The sequence below is a fragment of the Enterobacter sp. E20 genome (assembly GCF_000801755.2).
GTDB classification, from domain to species: domain Bacteria; phylum Pseudomonadota; class Gammaproteobacteria; order Enterobacterales; family Enterobacteriaceae; genus Enterobacter; species Enterobacter asburiae_B.
The window spans coordinates 2,266,486-2,277,859 of sequence record NZ_CP012999.1 but is presented as its reverse complement, the minus strand read 5'-3'; the positions used below and the strand labels follow the sequence as shown (position 1 = coordinate 2,277,859).

The following is an 11,374-nucleotide window of genomic DNA, read 5'->3' as shown; positions in this document are numbered from 1 at the left end:
AGGCCTGCAGGTCCGCCGCCGGAACGCCGATCTGCCAGCTGCCGCTGGCGCTAACCGCGGTGACGTACTCCACATTGTTGATGGTGACGATAATCTGCGTGCCCGCGGCCAGATGGGTGCTTGAGCCGGTGACGCTCAGATCCTGCTGCTGTTCGATGGCGTTGATCACGTCATCGCCGGAAATGGTGTTCACGCGCAGACCCGGCAGCTCCGCGTTGATGTTGATATCACGCTCGCCGGTGCCGGTATTGCCGTGCGCGTTGGTGACGGAGGCGCTGAAGGTTAAATCCCCGTCGCCGAACGCCTGAAGATCCGCTGACGGGATTTTCACGCTCCAGGTCAGGTCGCTGCCAACCGTTGCGGTGTAGCTCTTGCCGCCTGCGGTGATGGTGACGGTATCGCCCGCCGCCGCGCCGGTAACGCGACCGCTGAGGGTTTGATCGACGCCCGCTTCGGCGTTATTGACCAGGTTGTCGCCCGCAAACGTATTGATAATGACCTGCGGAAGAACGGTATCCACCAGCAGATTCGCCTCGGCAGAACCGCTGTTACCCACGCTGTCGGTCCCGCTGACGCTGACGGTATAAAGCGTGTTCGCCAGATTCAGGACGTCGGAAACCGGCACCTGGACCGCCCAGATACCGTTTTCGACGGTGGCCTGATAGCTGACGTTGTTCAGCGTCACGGTGACGGTGGAGCCGTCCGGCAGGTTGCTGGTGCCGGTCAGGCTCAGCGGCTGCATCGCCTCCTGGGCATTCAGGACGTTATCCTGGCTGATGGCGTCAATCGTAAATTCCGGCGGGTGTCCGCTCAGCGTAATGCCGTGCGTGGCGCTGCCGGTGTTGCCTGCCGCGTCAGTGACGGAAACCGAAAGCGTGTGGTTGCCTTCACCCAGCGCGCCCAGCACGGACGCCGGAACGCCCACGCTCCAGCTGCCGTCCGCCAGCACCACGCCGGTGAAGGTCTGGCCGCCAAGCGTCACGGTGACCACATCGCCCGCGGCGGCACCGCTCGCCAGGCCGGAAATAATGTGCGCCTGGCCCTGCTCGCTGATATTGAGGATATCGTCGCCCGCCACGGTATGGATGGTGACGATCGGCGCGGCGGTATCCACCGTGAAATCTGCCGTCACGGACGAGCCGTTGCCCGCTTTGTCGCTAACGTTAACCGTCAGGGTGTGATTACCCTCACTCAGCGCCTGCACGTCGTTCACATCAAGCGTGACGGACCAGGTGCCGTCGCTGCCCACCGTGGCGTTATAGTTTTTACCGTTCAGCGTGACCGTGACGATCTGACCGGCTTCCGCATTCGTTTTACCGGTCAGGGTCAGCGGCTGGCTGTGCTCAGCCGCATTAATGATGTTGTCCTGCGCGAGGGTATCGACAGAAAGGGTTGGCGCGGTGGTATCCACCCCAATCGTCTGGCTTCCGCTGACGGTGTTACCCGCCGCGTCTTTACCGCTCACGTTGACCGTCCAGGTACCGTCGCCCAGCGCCTGCGCGTCCGCCGCAGGCACGTTAACACTCCACCCGCCGTCTGCCCCGACTTCAGCCGCGTAGGTTTTGCCGTTCAGCGTCACGGTGAGTGCGGTACCCTGCGCCAGGTTTTTGCTGGCACCGGAAAGCGTAAAGCCCGCGGATTGCTCGCTGGCGTTCAGCACGTTATCGCCCGCCGTGGTGGCCAGCGTAATGGCGGCGTCGGCGGTAGAGACCGTCACGGTGATACTGCCCGCAGAGGTGGTTTTACTGCCGTCGATCTGCACGACGGACCAGGTGTGTTCCCCGTCCGTCTGGGTCGGTAATATTACCGTCCAGGTGCCGTCTTTACCGACCATGGCGCTGGCAATGGTGCTGCCGCTGCTGTCTTTGATCTGGATGGTCGCGCCCGGCTGACCGGTGCCGCTAAAGGTTGGGTTGGTGTCGTCCGTGATCTCGTTTGCGCTCAGCACGCCCTGCTTGTCACCCGCTTTATCCGACAGCAAGAAGGTCGGCGTGGCGATTTCAACTTCTTTCGTATTATCAATGACTTTTGTTTTAGTTTCGCCGTCACCGCCGTTTGCCAGCAGTGCCCCGATGGCACCGCCGCCTAACGCAGCCCCCGCAATCCAGCCCCACGGCGCGTCGCTTAAAACACTTTCCTGCTCGAGGAAAGGTTGAATGCTGCTAATCGGTGTGGCCTGCGCGGTTAACTCGGTCACCGCAGCGCCTGACGCTTCCCCGGCATCGGCAAAAGAAATATGCGTCAGTTCCTGACGGTCGTTGAACACCAGCTCTGACTGATTATGCGTTTCTGGATCTTCGACAAAATAGTTATTGCAGCGAATAACGCTGCCATCTTTCATATAAATGAGGAGGTCTTTACCCTGGCGGACATAACGCGCCACATCCTGAGCAGAGCCCTGGATTTCAATCACGCTCGGCGATGAAATAGAGACCGACAGATTTCCTTCGCCGGTTAATTTCGTTTTCTCCGCCGTTTTGCGAATGATGACATCAACAACTTTCATGTTACTCATATTCTTCTCCTTGCAGGTGTACGGATTCCTGTGGATATGTCCACCAGACGGATGTAGCTATCCCTGGGAAAAAACACCCATTATTTTCAGTCTTACTTTGCGCAACACTGCGCGTCTTTTATTAACTCAAGTCGGGTAATTTTGCGGCAGCGTTTTTCTCTATTCCAATAAGCGGCATTAAATTATCAACCGCGGAAGCATAATTAATTGCCGAACTCCAGCCGTCATACTCGGCGATTATTTTCGCTGAGGTGGCCTGCCAGACATCCTGCTCAACGCTGAGCAGATCGTTAATGCTCCGCTTGCTCAGGGTGTATTCATTTTTATAAACATCGCGGGCCCGCAGCGCATTTTCCAGCTGTTGCTTCCCCGCCTCCATTCGTCCCCGCGCGCCGGTCCAGTCAGCCTGCGCGACGGAGGCCTTTTGCAGGACATCGAAACGCGCCTGATCGACCTGAGAGGAGGCCATGGCCCGTGCGCCTTCCGCCTGTCGAACGCGCGCGGAAACCGCGCCCCCCTGATACAGCGGCGCGTCGATATTGAGCTGTATCTGGTCGTCCCAGTAGGAACGGTTGTCCGATTCATAACGGGTGCGCCCCCCCTTCAGGCTTAACGTCGGCCAGTGCTGGGACTTCGCCGTTTCCACGCCATACTGAGCCGAACGTTCCATGTTCTGCGCGGCCATCACCGCCGGTATCAGGGAATAATCGATGCGGTTGAGCGAGTCCGGCTCCACGGCAAGATTCGCGGGCACCGGCGAATAGGCCTCTGCCTGCATTCCGGTTAATACCGCAAGCCTGGCGCGCGCGCTGTTTAAGGCGGCGCGATACTGCGCGACCGTCGCCTGCATGCCGGCAATGCGCGTGCGGGTCTGAAGCTCATCGGAGGTCGAACTCACGCCCGCGTCTGCGCGAAGCTTTGCCAGCTGCTCGACGTTCTTGAGCGCCTGCACGTTATCTATTGCCGCCTGCAGCAGATCGGAATAGCGTTTGACCTCGACGTAGCTCAGCGCCGTTTTTTCCGCCACGTCAGAAAGCGTGCCCATCAGCTGATAGCGGTAGCTATCGCGCTGGGCGGAGGACTGGCTGATGCTGTTATTGGTCTTGCCAAAATCGTACAGCAGCTGCGTCAGGCTCAGCCCCCAGGCGGCTGAATTCTTCAGCGACCCGCTGGAATCGGTGGTCTGGCTGTGCCCCGTACTTCCGTTCAACGATATTTGCGGCATCCAGCCGCTGCGCGCTTCATCTATTTGTGCCTGGCCAATACCTAATTGCGCGGCCTGCTGGCTAATTGACGGATCGCGATCGATCGCAAAAAGAATACTTTCTTTTAAGGTTGTGGTTGCCACCGGGGCAATACCCACCTGATTACTATTGGCGAAAGCCATATTTATGGCTAATGAAATGAATGCCAGTGCTGCTGTAAATCGGCGTAACATAGGCTTTCGTAATATCGTCATGTTATCTCCCTGACTCTGAGTGATACTCAAGCAAATACCCAAAAAGAGGTACAGATAATTAGACAAATATCTTATTTAGCTACCTTGCTGAATTTCAGGTAATACTCCCCATACCCATTTCCATCGGAGATGAGATCTGCCCGCATCTTATTTCAATTAAGAATTTACTTATTTCTTAAACTGGTTAGCAGCATAACAAAATGTGTTATAGCCCACTACAGCCACAATGTTAATGTGGTGTTACAAGCAAGAAAAAATATGGGGTTTCTGGACAAAACTCTAAAAGTATCCTTTCAGATGAAACATATAAACTCTCTGTTATCTAAGGAAAATTCTTAATTCCCTCCGTGCACATTTTTGCGTTAATTTCAGCGCGAGTCAGACACAAAGATTTTCAAAGAAGTGTCAGTTTACGTAGCCAAAGGGATATATTTAAAATTAAAAACTTTTAAAAAACTAATTAAAGCAATTAAAACCTGCATGATTTCCACTAAACAGCATTTAACACCACTCAATGGCGATACGCTGGTTACATAACCCAAATCGTTAAATAAAACATAACAATAACATCGTGATTAACATTCAAAACGGCTTCCTTATACCCGCTTAATAAAATTTTAATAATCACCCATCTGAATTATCACGCCGCCGCACATCGTCCTGAGGATATTCCCCTTCTCTCTGCGTCAAAATGCTGTATTATGCAAACTATTGCGACATTTTGCAGGAATGTACCCCCATGCACAAAACCGCTCGTCAACGCTACGTCCTGGATATCCTCAGCGAGCAAGGCCAGGCCAGCATCACCGACCTGGCTGAAAAGCTGCAGGTTTCGGCGGATACCATTCGTCGGGATCTGACCGACCTGGAAAACCAGGGCCTTGTGCAGAAGAACCACGGCGGCGCCATCGCGCTCAACCTCTCCGCCATGAACCGTCAGGGCCGCAATACGCTGCTGCCGGAGACCAAACAGCGCCTGGGTAAACAGGTCGCACAGCAGGTTCCACCGGGCTCCACCCTGTTTCTGGATGCCGGAAGCACGGTGATGGCCGTCGCCACCTTTCTTCAGGGGCCGCTCACCGTTATTACCCCCTCGCTGGATATCGCCCAGCATTTTAGCGACCGGGAAGATATTGAGCTGATCCTGCTCGGCGGGAAATGGGACCACAAGCAGCGACTGTTTGCCGGCAGCGCCACGCTGTCTTTGCTGTCCCGTTATCGGGCAGATATCGCCATTCTTGGGGCGTGCGCCATTCATGCCGAACTCGGTTTGAGCGCCGGTAAAGAAGCGGATGCCGAGGTGAAACGCGCGATGCTGGACGCAAGCCATGCGCACTGGATTGTCGCCGACCATCTGAAAATTAACCGCTGCGAGCCGTATCTGGTTTCCGGGTTATCCAGCATTCAACAACTCTTTTTAGATCGTCCCTGGCCTGAGCTTGGGGACCATAGCGCACTGCAGGTTACGGTGTGCGCCAATTAACGTGGAGAAGGTCATGAGTAAAGTTCAAACAATCAACATTGCGCTGATCGGGTATGGATTTGTCGGTAAAACCTTCCATGCCCCGCTGATCCAGTCGGTGGACGGGATTAAGCTGGCCGTGGTCTCTTCTCGTGATGAAGAGAAGGTTAAACGCGATCTGCCGGACGTACAGGTGGTAGCGACACCGGAAGAGGCCATTCAGCATCCTGATATCGATCTGGTGGTGATTGCCTCCCCCAACGCCACGCACGCCCCGCTGGCGACGCTGGCCCTGAACTCGGGTAAACACGTGGTCGTCGATAAGCCTTTTACACTCGACATGCAGGAAGCCCGCGACCTGATTGCGCTGGCGGATGAAAAGCAGCTGCTGCTCTCCGTCTTCCACAACCGCCGCTGGGACAGCGATTTCCTCGGCATTAAGCAGATTATTGAGCAAGGCACGCTCGGCAAGGTTAAACACCTGGAATCGCACATCGACCGCTTCCGCCCGGAAGTGCGCGTGCGCTGGCGCGAGCAGAACGTCCCCGGGAGCGGTTTGTGGTTTGATCTGGGCCCTCACCTGATTGACCAGACGCTACAGCTCTTTGGACTGCCGGAGTCGGTTCAGGGGAATATCGCGACGCTGCGCGACGGCGCAGAAATTAACGACTGGGCGCACGTGGTCTTAAACTACCCGGAGCATAAGGTCATTCTGCACGCCAGCATGCTGGTTGCTGGCGGTACGGCGCGCTTTAGCGTCCACGGGGACAAGGGCAGCGTGGTGAAAGCCAGAATCGACCAGCAGGAAGCGCAGCTGCTCGCAGGGGTGATCCCCGGCAGTGAAACCTGGGGCGAAGACGACGACAGCATGGTGTTCTTTGGGGCCGACGGCGCACCGCAGACGATCCCTACCCCGAAAGGCGATCAGCGCCAGTATTACGTCAACGTACGTGATGCGCTGCTCGGGAAAATCACCAACCCTGTCCACCCTGTTGAGGCTCTGGCGGTCATGGCCGTGCTGGAAGCGGCGGTGAAGTCGTCGGAGACGGGATCAACGCAGGCGCTGGCGTTAACTGCCGAAGAGCGTGCGCTGCTGGGTTAAAAAATAAGCCGGGTGGCGCTGCGCCACCCGGCAAGCGTTAAAGACTACGAACGCTTTTTCGGCATCATGCGCAGAAGAGTATTATCTTTCCAGAAATAGTGATGCATCAGCGCCGCCGCCGCGTGCAGGCCAATCACAAAATAGCCCAGGTTCGCCAGCGTCTCGTGCCACTCTTTCAGCATATCAACCAGGTCGAAATTGGACTCCGCCGCATGCGGCATCGCCAGGCCGAAAGCAAACCAGTCGCTGCCCCGGTTGTACATCATCACAATGCCAATCAGCGGCAGCGCAATAAACAGCAGATACACCACCAGGTGCCCCAGATGGGACATCCCCGTCACCATCGCTTTTGGCTTCGGCTGAATCGGCGGCGCGCGGAATTTCAGGCGAACCAGCAGACGCGTCACCATCAGCACCAGGATACTGATACCGCACGAGACGTGGATCATATTGATCGCTGGACGCGCGGTGCGCGGGAAGAAACCTTTGAACTCCATGGCGCAGTAGGCGACGATGATTAACAGAAACACCAGCCAGTGGATGCCGATTTGCAGGCTTGTATATTTAGTGCGCATGTGATTTCCCGATTAAAAACAGTTACCGCGCCAACATAATCCCCTTTCCTTAAAAATTCATTAACTTTTCTGTATGGTTTTTCAAATACTTCCTCCCGCATGAAGCATCTTCAATTGCCGCCCTGCCCGTGATGGTCTAAGCCTGGATGAGTTCAAACTGTCGCATCGACACGTTTACAGGAGAACACCATGAGTAAAATTGGCATTAACGGCTTTGGACGCATTGGGCGCCTTGTACTGCGTCGCCTTCTTGAAACCCAGGACAGCAATACCGTCGTCGCCATCAACGACCTCACCTCACCGAAAGTGCTGGCCTACCTGCTCAGGCATGATTCCAACTACGGTGGCTTCCCGTGGAGCGTCGATTTCACCGAGGATGCGCTGATTGTTGATGGCAAAACCATTGCGGTGTACGCCGAAAAAGAGGCGAAGCACATTCCGTGGAAAGCCGCAGGCGTAGATATCGTCGTGGAGTGCACCGGCTTTTATACCTCTGAAGAGAAATCACGGGCACACCTGGACGCCGGCGCGAAGAAAGTGCTGATCTCCGCGCCTGCGGGTGAGATGAAAACCATCGTCTACAGCGTGAATGACGACACCATTGACGCCAGTGACACCATTATTTCCGTCGCATCCTGCACCACCAACTGCCTCGCCCCGCTGGCGAAAGCCCTGAACGATGCGTTTGAAATAAAAGTGGGCACCATGACCACCATTCATGCCTATACCGGTACGCAGGCGCTGGTGGATGGCCCGCGCGGGAAAGACCTTCGCGCCTCGCGGGCGGCGGCAGAGAATATCATTCCCCACACCACCGGTGCCGCAAAGGCCATCGGTCTGGTGATCCCGGCGCTCAGCGGCAAGCTCAAGGGTCACGCGCAGCGCGTGCCGGTAAAAACGGGTTCGGTCACCGAGCTGGTGGCGATTCTGGGCAAGAAAGTGACCGTCGAGGAGATCAACGCCGCGCTGAAAAAGGCGACGCAGGGCAATAAATCGTTCGGGTATACCGACGAAGAGATTGTCTCGTCCGATGTGATTGGCTCGCATTACGGTTCGGTGTTTGACGCCACGCAGACGGAGGTGTCAGAAGCGGGAGAGCTGCAGCTGGTGAAAGCGGTAGCGTGGTATGACAACGAGTACGGTTTCGTGACGCAGCTGGTGCGGACGCTGGATAAGTTTGCGGCGCTGTGATTCTAGGCCTTTATTCAGGGCTAATATGAGCAGTGAAGCATCCCCTCTCCCTGTGGGAGAGGGTTAGGGTGAGGGGAACATACGGGTGTAGTGGTCATTCCGTTCACTTTATGTTCCTTGCTACTCTTTAACGACATAACCGGTGAACGTGCCAGGGTGGCTCAATCGCCACCACCCTGGCAACCCGGGCTCCCGGCGGTAAATCGCCGCTTCGCGGTCCCCTCAGCTTATTCCTTCAGGCTATCGGGTCGGGCATGAGCCTGCATCCCTGCAGGCCACGCCCTCTCGGCGCATCCCTGCGCCTCGCCCCGGCCTTACGGAAACGCTTCGGCGATATACAGCCGGACCAGGACATTGCTGTAAGCCAAAGGTTATTCTGAAGCGGTTGTTATCGCTTCTGATTACACCCTTAAATCGAGCGCCTGGACAACGCATCCGCGAGAACCGGGTCCTGCTGTAACTGTTCCCATGCGGCAATCACAGCATCCGGGAATTCAACGTGCGCGATAAAATCCCGCCCGGCCGGACCATAGCCGTTAACGTCATCATACAAACGCGGCAGTTCCCCCAGGACCAGTGACAGGTAGCGCTCAACGGGCCACAGTCCGCTATTGCCCGCGCTAAACTCCGCGCCCTCTTTGCCATTCTGCAGCGTTGGCGTAAACCCGGGATGGCTTATCCACTGCGGTGACACGGGCTCATCCTGACAAACGCGGGCAAACGTCGCCATCGTACGGCGCTGCATCGTCGGGTCCTGCACCACCAGCACCCGCCCGGTTGCGCGCTGATGCTGTTTCAGCATGTTCCAGCTAAAACGCGCGTTCTCACCGCAGTTGGTAGATTGATCCTCAATCCACAGGCGCGCATCGGGGATCTGCCAGAACTCCCGCGCAATGTCGGCAAGAATGCTCGCTTCCGCCCGCCCTTCGACGGGCAAGGTGTGATAACGCGGATGACTGCCGATAGCGGCATATAGAAACGCGGTTGAATGACCAATACCGCCGCTAATCAGGAGCGGGATGTCTCTCTGCGCGACAATACGGCAGGCCGCCTCAATGGTCGGGATCACCGCGTTTCCTGCCAGGATCACCGCATCGACGTCCGGGGGCTGGCGGCTGTCGCTCAGGTCGTCCTGCGCCAGCCATTCACCGACAGTATTGATGGCCGCCAGCGTGGCATCCGGCAGGATGGGAAAATGGGGCTGTTCCATGATGAACTCCTTCTCTCTATCCCTTCAGGGTAGCGACTTCAGGTTCTCAACACAACGGCGACATCGGGCCGCTCTTTTTCCTTAAACTTCCCTTCTACATTTGATTAACATGCGTAAATCATATTCACTTGAATTATCATTTGCGGCAGACGTAGAATCGCTAGCCCGCTAATTATTCAATTATTTCTAAGGTAAACGACGTTATGCGCCTGCCCGAACGCGACCCTTATGCTCCTCGCGAGTGGCAGCCACATGAGAAACCCGCCCTGCTGGGTTCGCCTTCCACACCCGAGCACAGTACGCCAAAACGCATTGCCTACGGCGTCGTTGGCCTGCTGGTGTGCCTGACGGGGGCGCTGGGAAATGCGGTGGTGACCGCCAACCTGCAAAACCTGCAGGGAACCTTCGGGGCCTGGTCGACCGAAATCGCCTGGCTTCCCGCGGTCTACGTCATGACCAACATCTCCATCAACCTGCTGCTGGTCAAGTTCCGCCAGCAGTACGGTCTGCGCGCCTTCACGGAAGGTTTTCTGGTGCTGTACGTGCTGGTGACCTTTTTCCACCTGTTCGTTAACGATCTCAGCTCGGCGCTGATGGTGCGCGCCGCGCACGGGATGGTGGCCGCCGCGCTCAGCTCGCTGGGGATTTACTACCAGATCCAGGCCTGGCCTGCGAAGCACCGCCTGAAGGCGCTCACCATCGGGATAACCGGGTCGTCGCTCGCCATTCCTCTGGCCCGCCTGTTTTCGACCGAACTGCTGCAGCTGGACGAATGGCGCGGGCTCTATTTCTTCGAGCTCGGGCTGGCGCTGATCTCCCTGGCCTGCGTGATAGCCTTAAAACTGCCCCCGGGCGATCGGCGAAAGGTCTTTGAGAAGAAAGACTTCATCACCTTCTTTTTAATGGCCCCCGGAATGGCCCTGCTCTGCGCCGTGCTCTCGTTGGGCCGCCTAGACTGGTGGTTCGAGGCGCCGTGGATCGGCTGGTCGCTGGCGCTGTCGCTTGTATTAATTGTGGCTGCCATCGTCTTTGAACATAACCGCGCCAACCCGCTGCTGAACACCCGCTGGCTGTCGAGCGGCAGCATCGTCCGTCTGGGGCTCATCATGCTGCTGATCCGTATCGTGCTGGCAGAGCAAAACACCGGGGTCATCGGCTGGCTGCAGTACGTGGGGTTACAGAACGAGCAGATGACCCACCTGGCGTGGTCCATTTTCGCCGGGATCGTCTGCGGGATTGTCACCAGCTGCCTCACGATTAAGCCGACCAAACTGGCGTGGCCGATTATCACCTCCCTGGCGCTGATGATTGTTGCCTCGCTGCTGGACAGCCAGTCCAACAACCTGACCCGGCCGGATCAGCTGATGCTAAGCCAGTTTCTGCTGGGCTTCGGCAGCGCCTTCTTCCTGGCGCCCGCCATGCTGGCCGCCATTGGCGGGGTGATTGCAGATCCGCGCAACCTGGTCAGCTTCTCGGTGATGTTCGGCATGAGTCAGAACCTCGGCGGCCTGCTGGGTTCCGCGATCCTCGGAACCTTCCAGACCTGGCGCGAGAAGTACCACTCCAGCCTGCTGGCGGACCAGCTCACCACGCTCAATCCGCTGGTCAACGAGCGTATCCAGCTTTACACCCAGATGTACCGGAGCCTGATTGGCGACAGTTCGCTGCTGGGAACGCAGGCGATCACGCAGCTGCAAACGGTGACGACGCTTGAGGCGAATATTCTGGCTTACAACGATACTTATCTGCTGACGGCGGGCATCGCTGCCGCCACGCTGGTCTGGATTTTATGGCGCTTGCTGCGCCTGCGCATCACTGCCCGTATGGCGCTTAAGAACGCCACCGGCAACAAATAATTGA

Annotated in this window: 7 protein-coding genes and 1 pseudogene; 4 read left to right on the top strand and 4 right to left on the bottom strand. The window is 56.9% G+C overall.

What is annotated here, in order from left to right; genetic code table 11:
* Nucleotides 1–4 precede the first annotated feature (4 nt).
* Both NI40_RS24485 and NI40_RS10790 read right to left on the bottom strand, forming a co-directional pair.
* A pseudogene (locus NI40_RS24485) lies at nucleotides 5–2,506 on the bottom strand (Ig-like domain-containing protein); the annotation flags it as partial.
* Between the two features lie 130 nt (nucleotides 2,507–2,636).
* Nucleotides 2,637–3,974, bottom strand: a complete 1,338-nt coding sequence (locus NI40_RS10790; protein ID WP_039262548.1) for a TolC family outer membrane protein — start codon at nucleotides 3,972–3,974, stop codon at nucleotides 2,637–2,639.
* A 739-nt stretch (nucleotides 3,975–4,713) separates the two neighbouring features.
* On the opposite strand from NI40_RS10790, the gene NI40_RS10785 reads away from it, so the two are divergent.
* Complete coding sequence (locus NI40_RS10785; RefSeq protein WP_039262550.1) at nucleotides 4,714–5,457, top strand: DeoR/GlpR family DNA-binding transcription regulator; 744 nt, start codon at nucleotides 4,714–4,716, stop codon at nucleotides 5,455–5,457.
* 13 nt (nucleotides 5,458–5,470) lie between these two features.
* Nucleotides 5,471–6,538, top strand: a complete 1,068-nt coding sequence (locus NI40_RS10780; RefSeq protein ID WP_039262552.1) for an oxidoreductase — start codon at nucleotides 5,471–5,473, stop codon at nucleotides 6,536–6,538.
* Between the two features lie 44 nt (nucleotides 6,539–6,582).
* Here NI40_RS10780 and cybB read toward each other — a convergent pair whose 3' ends face one another.
* Nucleotides 6,583–7,113, bottom strand: coding sequence for a cytochrome b561 (gene cybB, locus NI40_RS10775; RefSeq protein WP_023311642.1), 531 nt, complete (start codon nucleotides 7,111–7,113; stop codon nucleotides 6,583–6,585).
* A 189-nt stretch (nucleotides 7,114–7,302) separates the two neighbouring features.
* Here cybB and gap point away from each other — a divergent pair, with 189 nt between their 5' ends.
* Complete coding sequence (gene gap / locus NI40_RS10770) at nucleotides 7,303–8,304, top strand: type I glyceraldehyde-3-phosphate dehydrogenase (protein ID WP_029740556.1); 1,002 nt, start codon at nucleotides 7,303–7,305, stop codon at nucleotides 8,302–8,304.
* 409 nt (nucleotides 8,305–8,713) lie between these two features.
* Here the strand turns inward: gap and NI40_RS10765 are convergent, their stop codons facing one another.
* Nucleotides 8,714–9,514: a YdcF family protein gene (locus NI40_RS10765; protein WP_039262555.1), complete on the bottom strand. Its 801-nt coding sequence runs from the start codon at nucleotides 9,512–9,514 to the stop codon at nucleotides 8,714–8,716.
* A gap of 203 nt (nucleotides 9,515–9,717) precedes the next feature.
* On the opposite strand from NI40_RS10765, the gene NI40_RS10760 reads away from it, so the two are divergent.
* Entirely contained in the window at nucleotides 9,718–11,370 is a 1,653-nt protein-coding gene (locus NI40_RS10760) for an MFS transporter (protein WP_039262556.1), read from the top strand.
* Nucleotides 11,371–11,374 lie beyond the last annotated feature (4 nt).